This is a genomic window from Shewanella oncorhynchi (assembly GCF_030848765.1).
Classification (GTDB): domain Bacteria; phylum Pseudomonadota; class Gammaproteobacteria; order Enterobacterales; family Shewanellaceae; genus Shewanella; species Shewanella oncorhynchi.
On record NZ_CP132914.1, the window covers coordinates 957431 to 981624 of the forward strand.

The 24194-nt window shown below is 45.7% G+C and carries 18 protein-coding genes; 10 read left to right on the forward strand and 8 right to left on the reverse strand.

Translation table 11 applies throughout. The features are described from left to right. Window positions 1–194: 194 nt before the first annotated feature. Window positions 195–3050 (forward strand): bifunctional [glutamate--ammonia ligase]-adenylyl-L-tyrosine phosphorylase/[glutamate--ammonia-ligase] adenylyltransferase, encoded by a 2856-nt coding sequence (gene glnE, locus RA178_RS04365; protein WP_306684698.1) that lies wholly within the window; start codon window positions 195–197, stop codon window positions 3048–3050. Window positions 3051–3154: 104 nt separating this feature from the next. Continuing rightward, window positions 3155–4126, forward strand: coding sequence for a GGDEF domain-containing protein (locus tag RA178_RS04370; RefSeq protein ID WP_263146473.1), 972 nt, complete (start codon window positions 3155–3157; stop codon window positions 4124–4126). Window positions 4127–4203: 77 nt separating this feature from the next. Here the strand turns inward: RA178_RS04370 and RA178_RS04375 are convergent, their stop codons facing one another. After that, window positions 4204–5163: a sodium-dependent bicarbonate transport family permease gene (locus RA178_RS04375; protein WP_306684702.1), complete on the reverse strand. Its 960-nt coding sequence runs from the start codon at window positions 5161–5163 to the stop codon at window positions 4204–4206. A gap of 138 nt (window positions 5164–5301) precedes the next feature. On the opposite strand from RA178_RS04375, the gene RA178_RS04380 reads away from it, so the two are divergent. Continuing rightward, window positions 5302–6300: a LysR family transcriptional regulator gene (locus tag RA178_RS04380; protein ID WP_306684703.1), complete on the forward strand. Its 999-nt coding sequence runs from the start codon at window positions 5302–5304 to the stop codon at window positions 6298–6300. A 123-nt stretch (window positions 6301–6423) separates the two neighbouring features. Here RA178_RS04380 and RA178_RS04385 read toward each other — a convergent pair whose 3' ends face one another. Both RA178_RS04385 and zapE read right to left on the reverse strand, forming a co-directional pair. Then, window positions 6424–8049: a methyl-accepting chemotaxis protein gene (locus RA178_RS04385; RefSeq protein ID WP_306684705.1), complete on the reverse strand. Its 1626-nt coding sequence runs from the start codon at window positions 8047–8049 to the stop codon at window positions 6424–6426. 581 nt (window positions 8050–8630) lie between these two features. Further along, on the reverse strand, window positions 8631–9917 hold the full coding sequence (gene zapE / locus RA178_RS04390) for a cell division protein ZapE (protein WP_131524283.1): 1287 nt from the start codon (window positions 9915–9917) through the stop codon (window positions 8631–8633). A gap of 281 nt (window positions 9918–10198) precedes the next feature. Here zapE and RA178_RS04395 point away from each other — a divergent pair, with 281 nt between their 5' ends. Continuing rightward, the gene (locus RA178_RS04395) at window positions 10199–10996 is read left to right on the forward strand and encodes a bactofilin family protein (protein ID WP_131524306.1); all 798 of its coding nucleotides are present in this window, start codon (window positions 10199–10201) and stop codon (window positions 10994–10996) included. Window positions 10997–11040: 44 nt separating this feature from the next. On the opposite strand, the gene RA178_RS04400 is transcribed toward RA178_RS04395, so the two are convergent. Together RA178_RS04400 and RA178_RS04405 are read right to left on the reverse strand one after the other, a co-directional pair. Further along, the gene (locus RA178_RS04400) at window positions 11041–12606 is read right to left on the reverse strand and encodes a M16 family metallopeptidase (protein ID WP_131524282.1); all 1566 of its coding nucleotides are present in this window, start codon (window positions 12604–12606) and stop codon (window positions 11041–11043) included. Continuing rightward, a complete protein-coding gene (locus tag RA178_RS04405) occupies window positions 12603–14021 on the reverse strand; it encodes a M16 family metallopeptidase (protein ID WP_306684707.1) in 1419 nt (472 codons plus the stop codon). Before RA178_RS04405 ends, RA178_RS04400 begins: the two co-directional genes overlap by 4 nt. 216 nt (window positions 14022–14237) lie before the next feature. On the opposite strand from RA178_RS04405, the gene RA178_RS04410 reads away from it, so the two are divergent. Further along, window positions 14238–15065 carry an N-acetyl-ornithine deacetylase gene (locus RA178_RS04410; protein WP_105251567.1) on the forward strand — a complete coding sequence of 276 codons (828 nt, stop codon included), beginning with the start codon at window positions 14238–14240 and terminating at the stop codon, window positions 15063–15065. A gap of 91 nt (window positions 15066–15156) precedes the next feature. On the opposite strand, the gene RA178_RS04415 is transcribed toward RA178_RS04410, so the two are convergent. Then, on the reverse strand, window positions 15157–16071 hold the full coding sequence (locus RA178_RS04415) for a L,D-transpeptidase family protein (RefSeq protein ID WP_105251568.1): 915 nt from the start codon (window positions 16069–16071) through the stop codon (window positions 15157–15159). A gap of 886 nt (window positions 16072–16957) precedes the next feature. Between RA178_RS04415 and RA178_RS04420 the strand changes: the two genes are divergently transcribed. After that, window positions 16958–18688 (forward strand): potassium/proton antiporter, encoded by a 1731-nt coding sequence (locus RA178_RS04420; RefSeq protein ID WP_105251569.1) that lies wholly within the window; start codon window positions 16958–16960, stop codon window positions 18686–18688. A gap of 90 nt (window positions 18689–18778) precedes the next feature. Here the strand turns inward: RA178_RS04420 and RA178_RS04425 are convergent, their stop codons facing one another. Further along, the gene (locus RA178_RS04425) at window positions 18779–19705 is read right to left on the reverse strand and encodes an LpxL/LpxP family Kdo(2)-lipid IV(A) lauroyl/palmitoleoyl acyltransferase (protein WP_168822581.1); all 927 of its coding nucleotides are present in this window, start codon (window positions 19703–19705) and stop codon (window positions 18779–18781) included. A gap of 103 nt (window positions 19706–19808) precedes the next feature. Between RA178_RS04425 and hldE the strand changes: the two genes are divergently transcribed. The 4 genes from hldE to RA178_RS04445 all read left to right on the forward strand — a co-directional run bounded on the left by hldE (window position 19809) and on the right by RA178_RS04445 (window position 23447). Beyond that, window positions 19809–21239, forward strand: coding sequence for a bifunctional D-glycero-beta-D-manno-heptose-7-phosphate kinase/D-glycero-beta-D-manno-heptose 1-phosphate adenylyltransferase HldE (gene hldE / locus RA178_RS04430; RefSeq protein ID WP_028761811.1), 1431 nt, complete (start codon window positions 19809–19811; stop codon window positions 21237–21239). Continuing rightward, entirely contained in the window at window positions 21236–22063 is an 828-nt protein-coding gene (locus RA178_RS04435) for a hypothetical protein (protein WP_306684712.1), read from the forward strand. The genes hldE and RA178_RS04435 overlap by 4 nt, the downstream gene beginning before the upstream one ends. 151 nt (window positions 22064–22214) lie before the next feature. Further along, on the forward strand, window positions 22215–22694 hold the full coding sequence (locus RA178_RS04440; RefSeq protein WP_006082899.1) for a TetR family transcriptional regulator: 480 nt from the start codon (window positions 22215–22217) through the stop codon (window positions 22692–22694). A 168-nt stretch (window positions 22695–22862) separates the two neighbouring features. Then, window positions 22863–23447: a hypothetical protein gene (locus RA178_RS04445; protein WP_131524277.1), complete on the forward strand. Its 585-nt coding sequence runs from the start codon at window positions 22863–22865 to the stop codon at window positions 23445–23447. Window positions 23448–23644: 197 nt separating this feature from the next. Here RA178_RS04445 and RA178_RS04450 read toward each other — a convergent pair whose 3' ends face one another. Continuing rightward, on the reverse strand, window positions 23645–24025 hold the full coding sequence (locus RA178_RS04450; protein ID WP_263196151.1) for a hypothetical protein: 381 nt from the start codon (window positions 24023–24025) through the stop codon (window positions 23645–23647). Window positions 24026–24194 lie beyond the last annotated feature (169 nt).

Genomic DNA, 24194 nt, shown 5'->3' on the forward strand with positions numbered 1-24194 from the left:
CAATAATAATCCGCTTGCCCAATATGCCTGCCGCGCAGGTTATAGTACCCTTAAATACCATAGATAAAAGTGTAAACCTTTATTTGTGTGTTACATCAGGTAGCTGCAAGTCTCGTCGAACATAACATGATGTGGCGTCAATCTATATCATTTACGACATAATATGTCGATAGCTAAATTTGTTAGGGATTATTATGACCATGCAAAAAGACAGTAATAAGTCATTGTCTATTCTTATTAATCAAACCGCTGAACGCAATTGGCTGCGATTAGAGGAAGCATGGTCCGAAGGACTTGCGCAATTAACGCCTGCTCAGCAGCAAGAACTCAAAACGGTTTTGGGACTCAGTGATTATGTGGCGGCTCAACTATGCCGACATCCCGAGTGGATCGCTATGCTGTTTGCGGGCGATTTAAGCCTGATTGATCGTAAAAACTTTGATATTGATTTACATGAAGAGCTGGCTAGCGCGACCACAGAGGAGATGGCTAAAACCACCCTGCGACGGTTTCGTAACTATCAAATGGTGCGTTTAGCTTGGCGTGACTTTTTAGACTATGCCAGTTTAGAGGAATCCTTGCTTGATCTGTCGGCGCTCGCCGAAGCGTTAGTGATCTGCGCCCGCGATTGGCTCTATAAAGATATGTGCGCTCAATACGGCACGCCGATGGACAAAGAAGGGAATCCGCAACCGCTACTGATTTTAGGCATGGGTAAGTTAGGCGGCCGCGAGCTTAATTTCTCCTCCGATATCGATTTGATTTTCACGTTTCCTGAGCATGGCGAAACCGTCGGCGGTCGTCGCAGTTTAGATAATCAACAATTCTTTATCCGCATGGGGCAAAGGCTAGTGAACTTGCTCGATCAAGTCACAGTCGATGGTTTCGTGTTCCGCGTGGATATGCGTTTGCGCCCCTACGGTGAAAGTGGCCCCTTGGTGGTGAGTTTTAGTGGTCTTGAGGATTATTACCAAGAACAAGGGCGAGATTGGGAGCGTTATGCCATGGTCAAGGCGCGTGCGCTCGGGCCTTGGAACCATTTCTCCGATGAACTACACAGCCTCCTGAGACCCTTTGTATATCGCCGTTATATCGACTTTTCGGCAATTGAATCCCTGCGGAAAATGAAGCAACTCATCGCGCAAGAAGTGCGGCGCCGTCATTTGACCGACAATATTAAACTCGGTGCAGGCGGTATTCGTGAGGTCGAGTTCGTGGTGCAAAGTTTTCAATTAATTCGTGGTGGCCGCGAGCCCGCGCTGCGCCAGCAAAGTTTATTCGGTGCTATCGATACCCTTTACAGCTTAGGGCAGTTCGAATATTTGGCGGTGGATGAGCTTAAACACAGTTATTTACTGCTGCGCCGAGTCGAGAATCTGCTGCAAGCCATAGACGATAAACAAACCCAAACCTTACCGAATAATCCGCTGGATTGGGCACGATTGTGCCATGTACTCGATATGGCTAATGAGGTTGATTTACGCACTCATATTGAAGCGGCAATGAGCAAAATCCATCGTCATTTTAAAGCCACAGTGGGCGGCGAAGAAGGCGAAGAAAAAGCTGAACATTGGACGACGCAGTTGTGGAACATGCAAGACCTTGATGATGGCATCGCGTTGTTGGCCGAACAGCAAATTGATGATGACAAGCTGTGCCCTATGCTTAGCAGCTGGCGTGAAACAGTGACTAAGCGTTCCATTGGGCCACGCGGGCGGGAAACCTTAGATAAATTAATGCCAAGATTATTGGAAGAATTGATTAATCAACAGAGTCCATCGTCAGCTTTTGAGCCTGTGTCTAAGGTGCTGGAGCAGATTTTAACTCGCACCACTTACCTTGAGCTTTTGTGTGAAAACCCAGGTGCACGGCAGCAGTTAGTGAGCTTGTGTTGCGCCAGTCCTTGGATTGCCGCGCAGTTGGCTAAATTTCCCATGTTGCTCGATGAGCTTATCGATCCGTCGCAGCTCTATGACACGACCTCCATTGACGATTATCCGAGCGAGCTGCGTCAGTACATGATGCGCGTGCCCGAGGATGATATGGAGCAGCAAATGGAAGCGCTGCGACAATTTAAGCTTTCACAACAACTTAAAATCGCCGCCGCCGATGTCACGGGTGTTTTACCCGTGATGCAAGTGAGCGATCACTTAACTTTTTTAGCCGAAGCTATTATCGAACAAGTGGTGATGCAGGCGTGGCAACAGGTTTCAGTGCGCCATGGCGTGCCAGCATACCTTGAGGGTAGTGACACAGGCTTTGCCGTTGTCGGTTATGGCAAGCTCGGCGGGATAGAGTTGGGTTACGGCTCCGATCTCGATTTAGTCTTCCTGTGTGAAAATAAAACAGAAAACGGCCTGACCAATGGTGATCGCCCGATTGAAGTTGGTCATTTTTACCTCAAACTCGCCCAGCGTATTCTACATTTGTTCTCGACTCGTACCACTTCGGGTGAGTTGTATGAAGTGGATATGCGTCTGCGCCCATCAGGCGCCTCGGGTTTGATGGTCAGTGAGATTGAGCGTTTTGGCGAATACCAAGCTAATGAGGCGTGGACTTGGGAACATCAAGCTTTAGTTCGCTCGCGTTTTGTTTTTGGCGGCAATAGTTTAGCGGTTAAATTCAGTCATATTCGCGCTTCAGTATTGGAAAAGCCCCGTGATAAAGCTGAGCTGCAAAAAGCGGTACGTGAGATGCGTCAGAAGATGCGCGATCACTTGCTTAAAGTCAGTGATGGCATGTTTGATTTAAAGCAGAGTCCAGGCGGGATTGCCGATATTGAGTTTATTGCCCAGTACTTAGTGCTGGCTAATGCCCACGAGTATCCAGAGCTAACGATTTGGTCCGACAATGTGCGGATTTTTGGTGTGTTAGCTGAGCTTGAACTTTTGCCAATGATGAGTGCCCAGCATTTAACTCAGACCTATTGCTTACTACGGGATGAAAATCATCGACTGACTCTGCAACAAAAGGCGGGGCAGTTAACAGTGTCAGAGGTAGAAGACCATGCGGAGCGGGTGTTAAACATTTATCGTGCTGTGCTTGAATAGTGCAGTCTTTAAGGGGATTAAGGCTGATACGAATTTCAGCCTTAACACCGCAAGAATACACCATTTAGGCTAGAGTTTAATGAGAGCAGTTAGCTGAGAGTGCCATGCAATTACCTACAATTCCTGAAAACGAGCTGCAACGCTTGGCCACGTTACGGGCACTTAATGTGCTCGACACCGATGCTGAGGAACGTTTCGATCGTATTACTCGGCTTACGCGCAGAATTTTCTCCTTGCCCATCTGTGTTGTGACCTTAGTAGATGCCGATCGGCAATGGTTTAAATCCCGTCAAGGATTGGAGGTGACTGAAACACCTCGGGAAATTTCATTTTGTGGACATGCGATCAATCATGACGGCATTTTCATCGTGAACGACGCCCTCAAAGATCCCCGCTTTAGTGACAATCCTCTGGTGACTGAGCAGCCGCATATTCGCTTTTACGCCGGCTATCCCCTCACCATTCACGAGCAATATCGGGTGGGTACTTTGTGTTTAATCGGTACTGAACCGCGGGATTTTACGGCTGAAGACATTGAAACCTTAACGGATTTAGGACAAATGGTAGAGGCTGAATTACTCTCTATCGCGCAAAATACCTTAGATCCCTTGACGGCTATTTCGAATCGACGTGGTTTTGAATTACTGGCCCATCAGTCACTGGCGAGTTGTCGACGTACCGAATCTGAGGCGGCCTTAGTATTCTTCGATCTCGACTTTTTTAAGGAAGTGAATGACAGCTTTGGTCATCGCAAGGGCGATCAGGTGTTATATGATTTTGCCCATATCTTAATGACTGCTTTTAGGGAGTCGGATGTGATCGCAAGGCTTGGCGGCGATGAGTTTGTGGTGCTGTTAAGTTTTGTGCATAGAGATACAGTCAATCGGGTCATCGAGCGTTTTAAGCAGTTACTTGAGCAATATAATCAACAGCATCCTAAGCAACATAGATTGGCGACCAGCATAGGTATCGCCCATTGGACACCGGATTCAGATATGAGCTTAGAGGATCTGTTAGATTCCGCCGATAAAGCCATGTATCAGGATAAAGCCACACATCACAGTGATGCATCTTAAATTGTTTACGCTTATGCCAATGAAAAGGGAGACAATAATGTCTCCCTTTTCATTGGACTTTATTCGGCGAAGAAGTACTAAGCTGTAATGAGCGTTACCCAATGTTGATATAAGGGTAAGCCAATTAGCACGTTAACCGGAAATGTGATCCCGAGTGAGGCTAGCATAGCCAGACCTATATTGGCTTCGGGGATTGCGGCTCGAATGGCCGCAGGCGCTGCGATATAAGATGCGCTGGCACTTAATGCTGCTAACACTAAAATGCTGCCAGAAGGTAAGTCCAACCATAATCCTACAGCAATACCGCACCAAGCTAATACAAAGGGCGTTACGGCGGCAAACGCTAATAAGCGCCATTGTTTAAGTGGTAGCGGCAAACACACTTTGGCCGTTACTAAGCCCATTTCCAGTAAAAATAATGCCAGTAAAGTTTTGAACCCGCCTAGTAGCACAGGTGTAAGCGGCGCAAGTCCCGTTGGGCCATAAAGCCAACCTATCACCACACCGCCAAGGAGTAAGACAACGCCGCGGCTGGTTAAGGCTTCGTGCAACACGCTTGATTGATTTTCATTTTTGGGTGATGTTTCAATTGCTTTTTTGGCACTTAAGTATCTGTGTAACCAGAGCATTACGACAATAGCAGGTAGTTCCAGCAGCACGAGATATAGGGTCGTTTCTGGCCTTAAGATCAGCCCAGATTTTTCAACCATAGCCATCACCACCGCAAAGGTTCCCGCACTGACGGAGCCGTAATGGGCGGCAATACTAATGGCATCGGTATGGCCAATGCGAACCAGCCGAGTTAGTACAGGGTATAAGGCCAAGGGGATAATCAAACCTAAGGCAACAACCGCTAATAGCTCAGTGATCACTAAGTTTTGAGTGTGACCGTGGAGCGCCATTCCGCCCTTTAAACCTAAGGTAAGCATTAACAGTATGGATAGGGTTTCGTAGATCGCGGGGGGGACTTTAAGATCTGATTTCACTAGGCCAGCTAACAGGCCTAAGGCGAAAAATGCAATGACAATATCGGGCATAAGTATCTCATTAAGTTTGACTTTTAAGCGGTTCAAAACGCGCTTGTTTGTCGAGTGATCCTGATGGCTGGTGATTTTGGACCTAATTAGTTATATTGAAAAATAAATTGTTTACCACCTAGGTATAGATAATTGTCTATGGATAAGCGTTCGTCATCGACTCAGCTTAAATTGCGGCATTTGAGTTTTCGGTTACTGCAGGTGTATGTGCAAGTGGTGCGGTTAGGTAATATTTCCGCAGCGGCGAGGGCATTGCATTTAACTCAGCCCACAGTGTCATTACAGCTTAAAAAATTGGCCGATGTGTTGGGCGAGCCATTACTCGAGAGTCGTGATGGCCGCATTTTACCGACATTGATTGGTAATGAGTTGTACCGCGCAGCCTGCGATACCTTGAGTCGTTTTGAGGATTTCGATGCTTTTATGCAGCAGGCTAAAGGTGGCAGTGTCGGTCACATTAATATCGGTATTGTCACTACCGCAAAATACGTGTTACCACGGATTTTAGGGGCATTTTATCGGCAGTTTCCACAGGTTAAAGTGACCTTAAACATTGGTAACCGTGCCCATGTATTAGGCAGATTTGAACGTCAAGAAGATGATTTATACCTGTTCAGTCATCCTCCAAGTGGCGATAACGTGTTATCTGCACGCATCATTAAAAATCCGCTGCAACTGATTGCACCAAAGGAGCATTGGGCAGTGGGTCGTGAACAAGTGAATTTTAACGAGCTTAAGAATGAGCGTTTTATCGTGCGCGAACCGGGGTCAGCCACCCGCTTAATGTTCGAGTCTTGGTGCAGCGGACAAGGCATCACGCTCGGTGACACTATGCAAATCGAGAGTAATGAGGCGATACGCTTGAGCGTCGCGTCGGGCTTAGGTTTGTCGGTGATTTCGGCGCATACCTTGCAAGAAGGGCGCGAAAAACCTGCAATTCTAACTGTTACGGGGTTTCCGCTCGAAAGTAACTGGTATCTAGTTGGCCGTAAAGATCGCCGTTTGCCCTATGCCGCCATGCAACTGGTGGACTTTATGGCGGCGCATTTGGTCGAGTGTATCGAGCCAGAATGGGTTGCCACTGATATCAGTGAATTGGCTATGCACTTTAATCATGCACCGCAAGCTCGATCCTAGCATTCTTGAGTCTCGCTTGTATTATGGAAGCTTTATTAAACTAGATCATAGCGTTATGCATTGAGGGTAACGGTTTAACACATCTTGCGCCATTACCCTCAGATTCCATTATAAAGTGATACTCTAGACTTTAAATCGCGTCAGTAGATTGTTCAGTTCAACGGCGAGTCTTGAGAGTTCATGTGCCGAGGCACTGGTTTGCTGTGCCCCCGCAGCACTTTGGCTGGCAAGATCACTAATATTCACAATGTTTTTATCGACCTCACGTGCGACTTTCGCTTGCTCTTCGGCGGCGCTTGCGATGACCATGTTGCTGTTATTCATCGTACTGATTTGGCGATTAATCGTGTTTAATGCATCCCCTGCCAATCTTGCGACTGAGAGTGCCTGTTCAGCCTTTTGGCTGCTGTGCTGCATCGATTGCACAGCCGTTTCGGTGCCGTGCTGGATTTTGTTAATCATGTCTTCAATTTCACGGGTCGAGGACTGAGTGCGATGGGCTAGGGCGCGAACTTCATCAGCAACAACCGCAAAACCACGGCCTGTATCGCCCGCTCGCGCCGCTTCAATGGCTGCGTTTAAGGCCAGTAAATTTGTTTGCTCAGCAATGGCGCGGATCACATCGAGAACTTTACCTATATCCCTCGCTTGAATCGCTAAGGTTTGAACAACCTGTGAACTTTGTGTCACATCCTGATTCATGTCGATAATGGCTGCGACTGTCTGATCTACCTGTTTTTTACCTAATTCGGTACTGCGGGCGGTTTCTTCAGAGGCTTCTGAAGCGAGCACCGCCGTATTGGCTACTTCATCCACTGCCGAACTCATTTCGGTAATCGCTGTTGCCGCTTGCTGTATTTCATCATTTTGTTGCTGTATGCCGCGGGAAGCATCTTCAGTGACTGAATTGAGTTCTTCGGCTGCGGAGGCGAGCTGGCTAGAGGAGTTTGCTATATGGGATAAAGTGTCGCGCAGGTTTTGCTGCATTTCAGCTAATGATTGCATCAGTTGACTGGTTTCATCTTTACCCTCTGTGCTGATTTTCTGCGTTAAATCCCCTTTTGCGACTGCCACTGAAATGCCTACAGCTTCCTTCATTGGCTGCACGATACTGCGAGTTAAAAATATTGCCACCATAAATGCAGCGATTAAGGAGCCCACTATCATAATGCTGTTTAGCCATTTACTCTCGTCGTAGGCTTGTGCAGTTATTTGATCTTGTTCCTTTGCATATTCAGTATTCAAGCTGCCAATGCTAATGAGCGTCTTTGTCATTTTTTCGGCTTGCACTATCATGACATCATCCATGATCCGTTTAGCTTCGGCTGCATCATTCGCCTGTAGCTTGCTGATCATCTCATCTTGATGCTTTAAATACAGATCAAGGCTGCCACTAAATTCTTGATAGAGCTCCTGCTCACCTGGCAGGCTAATTAAAGGCTCATAGTTTTTTTGATCCGTTTTAATACTCTGGCGGATTTGCCTTAATGTATCGAGTCCTTTATTAAGTTCAGCAGTCGAATTTGCTAATAACAGGCGAAATGTAAACACCCTAGCGCGCATCACATTGAGGTTGATGCTCGACAGACTGACTAGCGAAGGTAGGGTATTATCTTCAATTTCTATAGCAGTGGAGCGCATGGATGACATTGTCTGTAATGACATGATTCCTTGAAGTAGCAACACAAGAGCAAGTAATCCAAACGCAGCAATTAATCGTGAGCCAATCTTAAATTGTCGTAACCACATAAGTTAATCGTCCCTGTATTTAAAAGAGTTCCGTTTAAGGCTGTTCTTAATATTTTCTAGCGAATACTTCGAACTAAGTGTCATGGCGCTTAGTCAGAATCATGAGTCTTTAGTTGATTGCATAAACTATAGATTATATTTTTGAGCTTTTATGTTGCAGGTTGTAAATTTGATCGATTTAAACTTATAGGCTGTAAATTAGAACAATTGAAACTAAGTTACACCGTACCTTAAAACTCAAGGTTAGCAACAGCTAGAAGCAAATTGAACGTAATGAGTCATTTAGTTGTGTGGATTGAATCGATTATGGAGGATGGGTTTTATATTTTATGTATTTGATTTTTAATTATTATAATGTTTTTGCTGTACTAGTTTATCTATGATTGCAGATTTTCAATTTAGGTACTTATTCATCTTTCTAGGCTTGTATCTGCAAATAGCGTATTTGGCTTGTTATATTCTGAATGCATGAATTATCTTGTCACTAATTGTTCCTCGAATTTTTATCGTGATGGCTAACTTCTCGCTTATCAATATTAGGCTTTTGGTCTAACTCAACAGAGCGATAAATCGCTAATGTTTTACGGCCATTCACTTCGACTCATTTCTATTAATCGACTGTAGGTGCGGCGGAATTCAAAACTGAGTGCGCCACCTTGATAGAGTTCACTCAGTGGCACGTCGCAGCTGAGATATAAGCTGACATTTTGATCGTATAACTCATCAATCAAGCTAATAAAGCGCCGTGCTGGGTCGTCGTTGGCCGCATAGGAGAGTTTGCGCTCGCCCGTGGCTGCGGCTTGGTTATCACCTGTACCGTCCTCTGTGCCGCGGGCACGGATCCAGCTTTTTACTTCGCCGCCTAATTTGGGAACGCCGCTCATCATTAAGATCTTAAATCGACTGGCTATTTCGATATAATCGAGCTGGGATCTCGGGCCGTCACATAGGGCATAAAAGTCGAACCAAGCGACTGAGTTGCCTGTTGGCGCTATAGCGGCGCGGATCACAGGGATTTCACGGTTGCAGATGGTGAGGCTAGCATTACTCATTCTGCTATCACTAATGCCAATAGCGCTCATACTGAGTGTATTTGGCGTTAACTCATTCACTAGCTTGTCAAAAATCTGCTCAAAATCGAGTGTTCCGGTAATGCCTATATTGCGGGAAATCGAGGAATTAACTTCAGCGCTATCAATGCAAATCTCGTTGTTTAATGAAGGATTGCTGGCGTGCATCCTATGGTCTTGGTTGCCATTGAGATGCAGCATTTGAGTGTGTGTTTGCAGCAGTTGGATGCAAGGTAAAAATCTGTGCCTAGCTAGGCCGTTCTCATATAAGCGCTCAATAGGAATATTTGAGGTGGCGACCAGCACCACACCTTGTTTGAATAGGCATTCAAAGAGCCCAGCGAGTATCATGGCATCGCCAATGTCCGAGACAAAAAACTCATCGAAACACAGCACCTTGCACTCTTTTACGAGATTTTTAGCTATGAGAGTTAACGGATCTCGTTTACCCGAATGTTCGCGTAATGCTTGGTGTATCCGCGCCATAAATCGGTGAAAATGCAGTCTTAACTTGCCTTCACTCGGCAAGCAATCGAAAAACAAATCCATCAGAAACGTTTTGCCCCGACCCACATCGCCCCACAGATACAGACCTTTGATTGCTTGTTTGTTGATAAGGGAAAACTGTGCTGAATGTGGCTGTAGCATCAACTGCTTAAATAGCACATCGAGCGCCAACACCGCCTGTTGCTGCGCGGGATCGTCAATGAGATCTATGCTTACCATGGCGCGATACGCTTCAAGTGGTGTCACGATTGGGGCTATCGATTGCGAGCTAGCGGAGTTTGAATGTGCCATGTCGGGGTCTCGTTGGCGGTTTGTTTTCGGTGTTTGCTGCTAGTGTGTTCTTTAGCTTTGTTTTAGTGCGATATCAGTACTCACCTTTTTGAGGCATCCTGTTACTCATATTCAGGTACTCGGGAGCCATATGGCAAGATGCTCAGGGTAACATAGTCGCTGGCGTGACTTAAGTCCCGCTCTGGGGCTTAGGTCAAATACTAAGCGAAACCAGTGCTTTATTCTCGAGGACTTTTACCATAACATCTTTGTCACAAAAATAATGATATGGAATGAATCCTATGGCGAGTAAGGGCAATGGCATTACGGTTATCAGTGCACAAACCTTGATTGAGGGCGACATTCAATTAGAGATCGCGGCATTCATTGCGGGTAAATTGCAGGGCAAGATTAGATCTGCAGGACAAATTAAGATCGAACTTGGCGGCGAGATCTCTGGTGAAGTCAGTTGTCATGAGCTGCGGGTTTGTGGCGTATTTCGCGGAAGAGTCTGTTGTAATAAGTTGATTATTAACAGTTCTGGTGTGGTTGACGGTGAAGTCGCCAGTCATCAGATGGAGATTTACGAAGGCGGGCAGTTTATTGGTCAGCGTATTAAAGGTCCTGAACTCGATGCCTTGCCGGACATGCTACAAGCACTCGCGCCAATAGCTCAACGCTCGGATGCGCATTTATATGCCAGTGAAAGCACTTTACTAAGAGGTGATCATCTGGCGATTCGCCCTTGGCTGTATGTTGCTGTGGCAACTGTCGTCATAGCGTTAGGTTTTAGTTTTGGACCCGAGCAATTGCGTGAGTGGTTACCGAATCTTAGTAACAGCCCGCTGAAAACTGAGGCGTCTCCGGCAATCGAGGGGCTTAAGGCAGTAAATGGTATGGCTCCTGATCAACCTGCTACGCTAAATAGCGCGAATGCTGACAATATGGCGGTATTATCGGCAGATGATCCTGATCCGCAGATCATGCAGCAGGATTCGGCGATGGAAGATTTACAACAAATGGAACAAGGCCATGAACAGATGACGCTGGGTGATAATGGCGCACCGCCAGCCAGCGACAGTGCGACCAATAAGCTCTAATCTGTCGATCGCGCATTTGAATCTTTTAGAAGGATTATTTGGCTTTAGTTGTCAGTTAGGCCAACCTTGACCCTTTCAAACTGCCACTCTGGTAGCTTGGTTTTTAAGTCAGGAAGAATTCGATCAACATCGCCCCGCAAAATAATCAATGGATTACCACTAAAAGCCGCGTTTGCTAACTGTTGTAGCCTTTCGGGCGTTAGAGCCTGTAATCCTGCATTTAGCTGCTGAACTTCAATTTGAGTTAATCCTGTCGCGACTTGGTGGATATATTGGTTTTCACGTTGAATGCTGTTGTCTTGGCTGAGCAAATCTTCACCGATCAAATAGGTTTTAAGTGCATCGATTTCACCTTGGCTAGCACCTTGCGTCTTAACCAGTGCGAGGTGATCGAGTATACCCACCACAAACGCGCCCGTATGTTCTATGGCTGTACTGCCGTAAAATTTGATGCTGCTGGACAGCGGTGCATTGGCGCACTGGCCGTAGATGCCATAGGTGAGGCCGCGTTTTTCCCGTAAATCATAGTAGAGTCTGCCCGAAAAACTGCGGCCCATGAGTGCGGATAAACTGCGACAGCTTAAGGCGACTTCCTGTGGGTTCAGTTGCTGCTGAGTTGATGCATCACTTAGGACATGATCTATGGCATAACCTAGGCGGACTTGGGTTTGCACGCTGCCCGGCGCATCAATAAGGTAAATCCTCTTGATTTGCTGAGGCTTTACTGTCTCTAGTTTATCCACTTTCGGCACTGAATTAGGCAATATTGGCCACAGTTTAAGGCTAGCCTGAAGGTCAAATTTAGCATTATTTGCCAAAAAGTTGGGTAGAAAAAGATGCCACTGTGCTTGTGTTACCGCCTGTTGTTGGATTTGTTGCAGTTGCCTTAGGCTGAGCGAATCGAACAATGCATTATTATTGATCACTCTATTGTAGGGATGTTCAGGGCCGAGCAGTTTTTCGCGCCACTCTTTATCTATCTCGGCGCCACTAAAGGCGTTTAAGTGTTTATTGAGCTTGAGTTGACGGCGAATATTGTCGACATCGACGGGGGCGGTTGTCGCATCAACAAAGGCATCTGGCTGCCAAAATTGCAGTAGTAAGCCGTAGATATGGTTAACATCGTCGGGGCAAGTGAGGCTTAAATTAATGCTGTGCAAGCTGACACGCATATTGAAAGTCTCAAGACAGGGATCTGCGCGGCTAATGGCAAGTGCGCGGGCCTTTTCTTGAAAGGCAATCTGTAAAATATCGGGATTATTGAAGGGAACTTGCGGGCTCACAGCCGCTAAACTGACCCTGTTGCTCACACTGTTATTCATTTGAACTGAGGCAAGGCGATGTAACTGATAGGGTAAATCCAATTCGGTATGGACTTCATCGGTAAAAATTTCATCCGTTACGGGGATAATGACGCTGCTTTTGGGTAAATGATTGTTCAAAGAGCTAGGCAAAGAATGGGCTAAAGAGTTTGGCGTTTCAAAATGGGCCAAACTCGGCGGTTCGCTCGGCGTGAAGACGATTTGCGTCTGCTGGCAGGCGTTTAGTGATAAAGCCACAGCGCAGAACATTAAGCCTTGTAGCTGCTTTGACATTGTCTGAGTCGTCATAATACCGCATCCTCTAAACTGTCACTCATATCGTTAGGCAGCCATTCCAGTAGCGTTTTACCCCAGCGAATATACCAAGGTGGCAGTAGGTCGACTCGGACATAATCTTGGTTAAAATACCGTTTTGCGACGCTTTGGATATCGTCGGCCGTGACTGCGTTGATCCGTTGCCACTGGGCAGTGAAGGGATGGTCTTTATCTTGAGCCGACGTTGCGGAAAGCTTGATGGCTAAGGCCTGCGTGTCATCCAGTTGTTGTAATTGATTGTTTAACCACACTTGTTTAAGTGTGCAAAGACTTGCTTCATCCAGAGCATCTTGCTGCGTTTGTGCCACAAGTCCCAACACTTTTTGCACTAAGGCATCGAGTGAGGTCCGTGCCCGTGGAACCAAGACGATATTCGCTATGCCATGATTTTCTAACTCAAAGGGCAGGGAGTAGCTGAGCATTTGTTCGGGATTATGCAGACTGAGTTTAGCAAGTGCACTGGTGGTGTTTTGAAATAAATAGCCTTCTAGCAGCCGAATTGCGGCAGCATCGGGGTGATCTTTACCTACTGTATGCCAAGCGAGCAGTAATCCGGGCCAAGATCCGCGCTCATCCACTAACTCAGCATGTACTTGTTTAGGCTGGATTGTTAACTCAGAAAATTCAGGTTCAGCAATCGTTGGCCTAGACCAAGCCGCAAAATTTTGCTCAATCCATTGTCGGGTTTGTGGGCTTAGTTTGCCGACAAGGGAAAGCTGCATCGCATCGGGACGATAATAAGCACGGTGAAAGGCCGTTAGGTTTTCTGGTGTGGCTTGCAAGATATCTTCGCGACTGCCAATAATACCGTGACCGTAGGGAGTGCCTTTTACTTGCTCGAGTAAAAACGCCATCGCGCTGCGGATATAGGGCTGATTATCTATGGTTTGTGCCATTTCCTGCAGTACGGTTTCCTGCTGATTTTTAACCGTAGTGGCGTTAAGGCTAGGGCGGATAAAGCGATCGGCTTCGAGATATAAGCCCAGTTCTAATGCTTGGTTTGGCAGCGTCACATAGTAGTTGGTGTAGTCAAAATGCGTGCTGGCATTAAAACGTGCACCTAAAGCACTGAACTGCTGAGCATAGGTATCGCTGGGGGCATTTTCACTCCCTTTAAACAACATGTGCTCAAACAGATGGGCGTAACCGCTCTGACCTTGGGCTTCGTTGCGGGCGCCTAAATTAAATTGGCTGGCGACTGTGACTGTTTGTTTATCTGCCATGGGCAGTAATCGCACTGTTAGGCCATTTTGTAGCGTATAGGTCTCTATATTCGCTTCGAGCGCATATAAGGCTTGCGCATCTTGCTCGGTGCGGCATTGGGCCTGTAGCGTATGACTGAAAACACTGGCCGAAATGGCGATAAAAAAGGTGATTTGAGTGTTCATAAGTGCGTCCTGCCGAGCTTATTTTTTAATTCGTTAAATGTCTTACTCAAGCTGGATACCATTAACGACAGGCAATTGATACATTCGCAGGTATCGATACAGATTGCACCACTGTCGACGACTGCTCGGATTTCATCGAAATCAGTTGAATAGCATTCAGTTTTTGAAAAGAACTGCTATGATGGCACAGTTCTTTTTCTGGCATAAGTACAAGATATGGTAAGCAGATCTCCGTTCGAATCCTTTCAGTGGAAAAGCGATATTTTTAACTGTGAAAGCACTGATATTGATAATTTCTATCTGCTGCTTGAGCAGGAAATGACCCGTTTGGGCATGGTTGAGAAAACATTGGGTGAAGTGGGTAAATACGATGTTAGCTTGTATCAGTCACCGGCCGCTAAGTCAGGCTTACCTTCTTTATTGATCAGCACAGGATTTCATGGCGAAGAATCTGCAGGCCCATGGGGTTTGTTGCATTTTTTGAGTGAAGCTTCAGCAGACCTATTTGAACGGGTGAACTTGAGTTTATTGCCTCTCGTCAATCCTACTGGATTCAGTCGTGGTCATAGATTTAATAAATACGGCGAAAACCCAAATCGTGGTTTTGTATTTGAGAACGGTAAACCTAAAGCGAATGAACATACATCGGTTGAAGGTAAGCTATTGTTAGAGCACGCACAGTTACTGCTTGCTGCGAGTCGAGACGGTATTTTAACTTGCCATGAAGATGTCTTGAGTCGTGAAGCCTATGTGTATTCTTTTGAGCCAAGCCAAGTACCTGGACGTTTTAGTCTCGATCTGCGCGATACTTTAGGTGGTTATTTCCCGATTGCGGTAGACGGTGAGATTGATGGGTGTCCTGTAAAAGATGGTTTGATCTTCAATCATTTTGATACGTCTTTTGAAGCTTGTTTAGTGCGAAGTGGTGCTCGTGTCGGTGCTTGTACTGAAACGCCTGCGTTGCAAAACTTCGATCAACGCGTATTAGCAAACAGTGCTGCTATGACTCACTTCTTGGCCCTGTGTGCACCTTTATGTGATTGATATGTTAGTCTATTACGTTAGTGAGTAGCCTGACATGACAAAAAATACCCGCAGATTGCGGGTATTTTTTTAGGTGATATTCGCCAGTGAATTATTGATTAATTCGCATTGGCACACCAGTACGTTCATCGAGTAGCTTCTTGATCACAGAAGAATCAGTGTCAGCTTTAGCGATAAACTTAGCGATCTCTTTTGGCAGTGATATCGCAACGGGCTCATTTGATTCAAACTCCGCCACAGTGCGAGACAATGGTTGATGCACGGCTAAGTAGCGTTTACCGTCTGGCTCTTCGGTTGCTTTAATCGGCTGGTTCACAAATTGTACCCGGGTTCCCACTGGTACAGTCTTGAATAGATGCTCGATATCTTCATGGCGTAAACGCACACAACCTTGACTGACACGCAAACCAATACCGAAACTTGCGTTAGTACCGTGAATCGCATACAAGTTGCCGATATACAGCGCATACAGTCCCATAGGGTTATCTGGACCGGCTGGCCATACCGCTGGCAGGATTTCACCTTTAGCAGCATATTCTTTACGAATGCGCGGTGTGGGTGTCCAAGTTGGATTCGCACGCTTGCGTTGTACAGTGGTCACCCAGTTTTCAGGTGTGTCTTTACCGATTTGGCCAATACCAATAGGCAACACTTCAACAGTCTTTTTGCCTTTTGGATAGTAATACAACCGCATTTCAGCCACGTTGATCACTATGCCTTCACGGGGAGCGTTTGGCAGGATCAATTGCAATGGAATGATCAGTTGGCTACCTGGTTTTGGCAGAAATGGATCCACACCTGGGTTAGCTTCGAGTAAGTTACTGAGACCAAGCTGGTATTTGGCTGCGATATCTTCGAGAGTGTGTTTACCCTCTGGAACCGTATAATACTGGTTCTCGCCAATTAGCCTGCTTTGGGCGGCTGGTAAAGGATATTCCGTTGCTAAAGCGGACAGACTAGGGAAAACCAAAGTCAATAATAAAGCTGTGGTGCGAAGCATACTCATAAGCGGATACTACGATTCCTGTTAATAAAAAAGCGTGTTTAACGCAGCTTTCTCTCTTAAAACGAGAGCGGCAATTTGACGAGCAAAATGCACTGGCGCGCGAAGCTCGCATCCTTCCTTATTTTGGACATTATTTCAACTGAAATATGATCAGTACGGCGTATTTATCGCTTAATTTTTTGTTTTAACGGTTTTCCTTGGCGGCGTCAATTGTCAGTATTTAGTCTTGTCGTTAAAACCTGCTGTACTCAATTGTCTTGTGTATGCCTTCCTGCTTGATGATAAATATTTGCAGTGTTAACCAATCTAAAACGTGTCTGTTTGAATGGCGAGCATGTATGGCGTTACTGGAACTGAATTGATTTGTTTTGGGAAAACAGTGTGTGGTCATTTTCTGACAAGGCTATTGCTCATCGGATAAAGTGAGTTTAAATCATCTCATTGGCAAATAAATGGAGTTAAAACAATTAGCTTAAGGATAATGTTCAAATATTCACTCTTTACACGACATTATTTTATCTGACACTAAATTGGTCATGATACCGTTAGTTTATACAGGTTTGTGAGCTGAGTTTTGCTTGAATGATTTGAGTTTACGTTCAGTTTGTTATTTTTAACTATTTGATATTTATTTCTTTTAATTCTTATTAAGTCATGTGGAGATGTTCTGCTATCCTTTAGGTTTTACGTTAGCCTTTATCTAAAGGTTAATAGAAAGTTGTTTTTATGACATTTTTTATGTAGATGATTGAAATTTAATATTTAACGCTCCAATAATTCGATATTTTTGTGCTAATATAAAATCATAAAATTGTGAGTTGAGTCATTTTTAACCTCGGTGATTTGTCTATCGTTTAACTAAACAACCTGTATTAAGGAGGCGTTTGTGGATGCAGATTCCATCAATAGTTTTTTTCTGATTGGCGCCTTGCTTACAGCAGTGAGTGTTTTACTTAGTCCTATGTCTTCCCGTTTGGGCATCCCTATTTTATTGATTTTCCTCGCTGTGGGTATTTTGGCTGGCGAAGATGGCCTTGGTGGAATCCAGTTTGATGATTATTCAACTTCCTATTTAGTCAGTAACTTAGCCTTAGCGATTATTTTACTCGATGGCGGTATGCGCACCCGCGTTGCCAGTTTTAGGGTGGCGCTATGGCCTGCATTATCGTTGGCGACCTTTGGCGTTGCCATTACGACCAGTATCACCGGCATGATGGCAGCATGGTTGTTCGATTTGCATTGGTTGCAAGGTTTGCTGGTGGGCGCGATTGTGGGCTCGACCGATGCCGCCGCGGTATTTTCCCTGCTTAAAGGGCGTAGCCTTAACGAGCGGGTTGGTGCGACCTTAGAAATTGAGTCCGGCAGTAACGATCCCATGGCGGTATTCTTAACCGTAACTTTGATTGCCATTCTTGCCAATGTCGACAGTGAGTTGTCCTTCAGCTTTATGCTTATTAGCTTTATTAAGCAATTTGGTCTGGGGATCTGTTTAGGTTTGGGCGGCGGCTGGATGCTGTGGAAGCTCGTCAATTTAAGCAAGTTAGCTGATGGTCTGTACTCTATTTTAGTTTTAAGCGGTGGTCTGATTATTTATGCTGCGTCCAACAAACTGGGTGGTAGCGGTATTTTGTCGATTTACTTAGTGGGTCTGTTCCTCGGCAATAAGCCAACCCGTGGCCGTCATGCGATTTTGAACGTACTGGATGGTATGACTTGGGTCAGTCAAATCGGCATGTTCCTCGTATTAGGGTTATTGCTTACCCCTTCAGATTTAGTCGATATCATGATCCCAGGTTTTGCTCTGGCATTCGGAATGATTTTATTTGCTCGCCCTGTCGCCGTGTGGATCAGTCTATTGCCATTTAAGAGCTTTAGCAGTCGCGACCGCTGGTTTATTTCTTGGGTGGGGTTACGCGGCGCTGTGCCTATCATCTTAGCTGTATTCCCTATGATGGCGGGCTTACCGGGTGCTCAGTTGTACTTCAACTTAGCCTTCTTCGTTGTATTAGTGTCGTTGCTGGTTCAAGGTGCATCTTTGACCACAGCAGCGCGTTTAGCTAAGGTGGAACTGCCCCCAAAGCCGTTACCCGTTTCGCGCTCGGGAGTTGAAATTTACCCGAGCAGCGAATGGGAAGTGTTTGTCTATCGTTTGAGTGAAAGTAAGTGGTGTATTGGTGAGCCGCTAAAGCGCTTAGCTATGCCAGATGGGACACGGATTGCGGCGGTATTTAGGGATGACACTTTGTTGCATCCATCGGGTAGCACTCGCCTCGAAGCGGGCGATATACTCTGTGTGCTGGGTCAGGAGAAAAGTTTAGAAGCCTTGAGTAACCTTTTTAGCCAAGCGCCAGAAAATAAAGAAGTACAACGATTCTTCGGTGATTTCTTTATTGAAACAGACGTTAAGCTTGCGGATCTCGCGCCTATTTATGGTTTGAGTTTAGATAATCTCGCTGATGATATGACAGTCGCAGACCTTGTTGTATCTCAGCTTGGCGCCAATCCTGTACTTGGGGATCAGTTCCACTGGCAGTCGTTGCATTGGGTGGTGGCGGGGCTGTATGAAGGTAAAGTCACTAACGTAGGTATTCGTTTACCGACTGAGAATGCGCTCTAATCCTATGTGCTAGATGGTCCTTACTATCGAAAGTCACCATAAAAAATGCCAGCTTATTTGCTGGCATTTTTGTATTCAAAGCTGATTGAGTTACTGATATAAAGATTTGTCCGTTGGGTCGGGACGGGTCTTAAAGCGGCGATGTAACCACATATATTGGGCGCGGTTTTTATCTATGATGGATTCAATAATCTTGTTACCGCGAATCGCGTCGGCTAATTCATCTTCGCCGGGGAAATTATCCAGCGGTGGCATCACTTCAATTCGATAGCCTTTATCATCTGTAGTACGTTCCACAAAAAAAGGCAGGACTTTGGCTTTGCCGAGTTTAGCTAACGTGGTGGCACCGGTAATCGTTGCCGCATCTGGCATGGCATAAAATGGGATAAATACCGCACTGGAACGGCCAAAGTCTTGATCGGCCGTGTACCAAATCACATCGGGATTGCGTAGGCAGCGTATCATTTGGCGCAAGTCGCGTTTAGAAACGAGACCTTTATTCGAGCGTAAACGGCCTTTGACCTGCAGGTATTCCATCACAGGATTATTGTGTGGGCGATAAACCCCCACGCCGGGTTGGAATTGGCCGAAGATACGTGCGCCCATTTCTAGCGGCAAACAATGCACGGCAAAGAGGATAACTCCGTGGCCAGCATTTAACGTGTCTTGTACGTGTTCTTCGCCTTTGATACTCATGTGCTGCTGCACTTTTTCATCGGGCCACCACCATGCATTGATGGTATCGAAAATGGCTTTGCCCGTTTCTTCAAAGTTACGCGTGAGTAAATCTTCTCGCTGTGCTTCCGTCATTTCAGGGAAACAGAGGGTCAAGTTACGGCGCGCTGTGTGGGTGCGGCCAGCTGCGAATTTCATCACTAAGCGACCCAATCCCTTACCCAGCGTCATCTGCCAAGGAAGCGGTAGAAGTTGAGTTAAACGCATCAAAAATACGCCAAACCACATGGGCCAATGCTTAGGATGATATAAAGAAGATGAAAACTCGGCTTTCTCGACCACAAAAATACTCACTACTTTTGAAAATTACTGCTCATTCTAACTCAATTTTTGCTGAAAATTAGGTACAATCACGGTTTAATTTCTGCATAAAGATAAGAGCACTATGAAGGTTTCTCTGCCAGCATTTGAAAAAGCCAGAGTGTTAGTCGTCGGCGATGTGATGTTAGACCGCTATTGGGTTGGCCCTACGGGACGTATCTCCCCTGAAGCCCCCGTACCTGTGGTGAAGATTAATCAAGTCGAAGACAGACCCGGCGGCGCGGCCAACGTGGCGCTCAATATCGCGACCTTAGGAGGGCAAGTCCAACTTGCCGGGCTCGTCGGCCAAGATGATACTGCCCATGCCCTAACGCTCGGTGTGCAAACTTTAGGGGTTGAACCCCAATGGTTAAGTATTGCTGATAAACCAACCATCACTAAGCTGAGGGTGTTATCACGTAATCAGCAGCTTATCCGCCTCGATTTTGAAGAAGCCTTCGACAAGGCCGATAGCGTGCGTTTACTGAAACAATCTGAGGCTTTACTCGATTCTGTTGATGTCGTGGTGTTGTCCGACTATGCAAAGGGCGCTATCGATCAGCCGCGAGATTTTATTGCCTTAGCGCGTTCGAAAGGTGTGATGGTATTAGTCGATCCTAAGGGCAGTGACTTTGGTCGTTATCATGGCGCGTCACTCATTACCCCAAATATGAGCGAGTTTGAAGCTGTTGTTGGCACTGTGACCTCTGAAGCCGACCTGTTGGAAAAAGCCCGTGGTTTACTCAAGCAACATCATTTTGATGCCATTTTAGTCACCCGCTCTGAAAAGGGCATGACCTTAGTGACCGCTAATGCGCCTGAGTTGCACATTCCTACCGTTGCCCGTGAAGTCTATGATGTGACGGGTGCTGGCGATACTGTGATTTCAGCCTTAGCAACCTCATTAGCCGCGGGCGCCGATTTACCGCAGGCTTGCGCAATTGCGAACACCGCCGCAGGCGTTGTGGTCGGTAAACTTGGCACTTCTACCGTGAGCCGCATTGAGCTTATTGAAGCTTTAGCTTTGCACCATGGAGAATCGGGTTTTGGGGTGGTGAGTGAAGATCAACTGGCCTACGCCTTAGAGCAAGCCAAACTACGCGGTGAACGTGTGGTGATGACTAATGGTTGCTTTGATATTTTACATGCGGGCCACGTGAGCTATCTTAAACAGGCGAAAGCTTTGGGCGATCGTTTGATCGTCGCGGTAAATGATGATGCCTCGGTTAAACGCCTCAAGGGTGAAGGCCGTCCAGTTAATCAGGTTGATCGTCGTATGGCTGTGCTCGCTGGCTTAGCTTCTGTCGATTGGGTTGTGCCTTTTAGTGAAGATACGCCGCAGCGCATCATTACTCGATTGCTGCCAAATCTGCTGGTCAAAGGTGGTGATTATAAGCTTGAGGATATTGCTGGTGGCGCTGAAGTGATTGCCGCCGGTGGCCAAGTGCAAGTGCTGGGCTTTGAGGATGGTATTTCAACCACGGCGATTATTCAAAATATCATGGCGAATCAGTGAGCTTAGTCGCTCTGGCATTCGCATCTAGCCTGACTTGGACGCCCATTGCCGATAAGCAGGCTTTGATTTGCCCTTTACCAGAGCTTGGCACTTGCTTGGCATTATTGCCAGAGCAAGTGTTGGCGCAGCTGCCCGCCACGCTAGATCAATTTAAGCGCGATTTAGGCCGCAGAAGTGCCATGGTCATGCCCGTTGATGACAATAAGATTGCGGGCCTAGTCTTAGTGAATGAGCAGCTGACACCGCAAGTACAGTTAGCCAGTGTCGATATGGTGACCTACCAATTACCTTTGCTTGAACAGCCGCAATTAACCCTATGGCATGAGCTCGGTCATTTGGAGAACCTTGCTCTGCAAGGCTCTGTGTTACCTACTCACTTGAGTGCATATCAACATGAATGGCTAGCTGACATTTATTTGGTTTGGCGTATCGCACGGGAGAAAAATGATTTTGCCTTGGCGTGGCAGCAATACCACAGACGCAACCTTGATGCATTAACAAGCCCGCAACATTTGTCGCATTGGAGTTCGCCAATGTTGATACAAGTGTTGCATCGATACGATGTTGCTCAAGTGGCTAAATTTGCCGAGTATCGGGACTTTTTAACGAATTTTTACCCTAAAGCCGAGCAATTAGAGCCGAGATTATTAGGTGAGTATTCGAGCTTAATGCAACGCACTTTTGGCGCGAGTGTATTGCAACCCCTTCCTGAATATCTATTTTGGCGAAAAGCTGATCTTGGACACTATCTCCAACCGACGTTCGTTTTACTCATGGGCGAAGAAAAAGCACATAACTGGTTGGTACAAAATTCAATGTTATGAATGTGTTAATTAAATCTGTGGTGAAGCCTGTTTTAAACTGAACCCTAGCTGAACAAAAGTGAAATACGCTGGTTACGGCCCAGTGAACAGCAGTAATCCCTGAGCGGCTTTGGTAAGCTTTCCCCCTAAAAATAAGAGGGGAGACTTTACTATGGCTAAGCGCTCGCGAGTACAAACTGAGCAAACCATAAATCAAATTATGGATGAAGCGTTAAGACAAATTTTGACTATCGGCTTTGAGACTATGTCTTATACTACGTTATCTGAAGCAACGGGTATTAGTCGCACAGGTATTAGTCACCATTTTCCACGCAAAAGCGATTTTCTTGTTCGTTTGGATAGTCGTATCGGCAATCTATTTGTTGCTGCGCTGGATTTTTCTAGCCAAGAGGCATTGGAAACATCCTGGATGCAGGCAATGCAGGAAGAGCATTACCGCGCAGTATTAAGACTGTTCTTTAGTCTTTGTGGTGGTGCAAATAATGAAATTACCCTCTTTAGAGCGGTGAGTACAGCGCGTCAGCAAGCGATTGCTGAGTTAGGCTTAGCGGGCGATCGCACGATCAACCATTTATTAGGCCGTACAGCTGTGATGTTGCTATCCAATTTTGATGTGGCAAAAGCAGCATAATAGACTGACCAATGAATATAAAAATGGAGCCAGATGGCTCCTTTTTTGTGGGTAAAAATCGTGATTTGTACTGAGGTAAGTCATACCCCAATAGTGTAGGATGACCACTCAATAATGATTTAAGTTAGTGATATTGCCTTGTACTTTTGATTTGACAGGATAAAACATATGGACATGACCCCCATCTCTAATGAGGCAGATATGCCTAAACGCACCATTAAGCTTGATAACACTGAGCTTATCAAAACCAGTTTTTGGGTGAGTCAGATTTTTATAATCATTGCGACTGTTGTTGGCGTGTATTTAGCCGCGCAAGAAGGGTTGTCACAGGCAATTAAATTTGATGCCCTGAGCAATATGCAGAATAACTATCATCTGCGTCATGCCCTATATGACGAAGTGAGTGACAATGTTGAAATCTTGAGTCATTACGCTGACACAGTTGAGACTGTGAGTAGTAATAGTTTAGTGAAAATGCATCCACAGATGGGATTATTTGTCTGGGATAACATGCGCTATTCTGCCAATGCGCTAGAAACACCGAGTGATATTTTGTCTGATATTCGTCGTTTGTATTTAGAGTCTGAGAAGATCATTAGTAATATTGAAACCCGTCACTATAGCGTTTCTTACGGTAAGGATCAGTTGCAAAATGTATTGAGTAAAATCAAAGAAGATACTTTGCCAAAACTCAAAACGAATTATGAAACCCTGTCAAAAGAGCTTAAAGATAACGATATTGCCGTCGACTAACGTATCTTGGCTTAACTCCCACCAAACATCAGGGGCCATTCTTATCCCTGATGTTTGAATCCATTGATGAATTCAGTGTTGCTGACAACACTTCTACATGGTCTGCTTTAGTCCCCCCCATTATTTATGGCACTTAAGCTAATGATGAATTTACCCAGCTTTTATTCGTCTGCATTTGTCATCAAAACCTTGTTGAGTTAGCTTAATTTCTGTCGATAGGCTTGAGTTAATTTTTGCTGTTGTAGATAGATGCGAATCGCCAAGAAGGTTAATGCAGCAGCAATCACGGCACTGATTGCGTGGTGTAAGACTAAGTGACTTATCAGGAATGTGGGCAAGTCTTCAAAGCTGTCGATAAGGAAAAGCTTAGTGATTAAGCCGATATAGACGAGAAGATGCAGAGCCGCACCAGTGATAAAGAGTCGTTTAAATTTATCAATCAGTTTGATATCTAAATTGATATTAAACCATCGACAAAACAGGTACCCACTCAGGCCGATGGTAATCGATATCCAGCCAAGCCCGAGTAATGAGGTTTTGATTAACACGGCAGACAGGATAAACAGCCCAAGCAACATTTATTATTTCCTTAAACCAGCTTTAGATTTAACTTACTGTTTTAGCTTACATTAAGCATATCAGCATTGTGGGCAGATAAGCCTCGCATCATATTGGCGCAGAGACTAGCTTAATAGGCTTAAAAAAATGTGAAAAGAAAGGGAGCCAGTGGCTCCCTTCATTTCTTTA